The sequence below is a fragment of the Paraburkholderia sp. SIMBA_030 genome, assembly GCF_046535245.1.
In the GTDB taxonomy this organism is placed as follows: domain Bacteria; phylum Pseudomonadota; class Gammaproteobacteria; order Burkholderiales; family Burkholderiaceae; genus Paraburkholderia.
Genome location: NZ_JAWRXB010001674.1, coordinates 1 through 235, shown reverse-complemented (window position 1 = coordinate 235; position 235 = coordinate 1). Strand labels below are relative to the sequence as shown.

At 37.4% G+C, this 235-nt stretch carries 1 protein-coding gene; it reads left to right on the top strand.

All coding sequences use genetic code 11. The features are described from left to right. Positions 1 to 235, top strand: a 235-nt coding sequence (locus tag SB772_RS45710; RefSeq protein WP_410839238.1) for a hypothetical protein, incomplete at both ends; no start/stop codon positions are given.

Genomic DNA, 235 nt, shown 5'->3' with positions numbered 1-235 from the left:
CCTTTTTTTAAATATTAAAGACCGCACAAAATCAGATAAATTGAATGCAAGTGCCGATATTTCCTATGAAATCCTTGATGGTCTGAAACCGCAGCTGAAATTAGGATACGAAACCCAAAACTCTGTCAACAATTTCTTTCTGCCTAATTCTGTTCCCGCAAGCGGTATGTCAAGTATAGGAGTACATGGCGGAATTGCCTCCAATTCAAATTCAAGAAATAATAATTACCTGGCA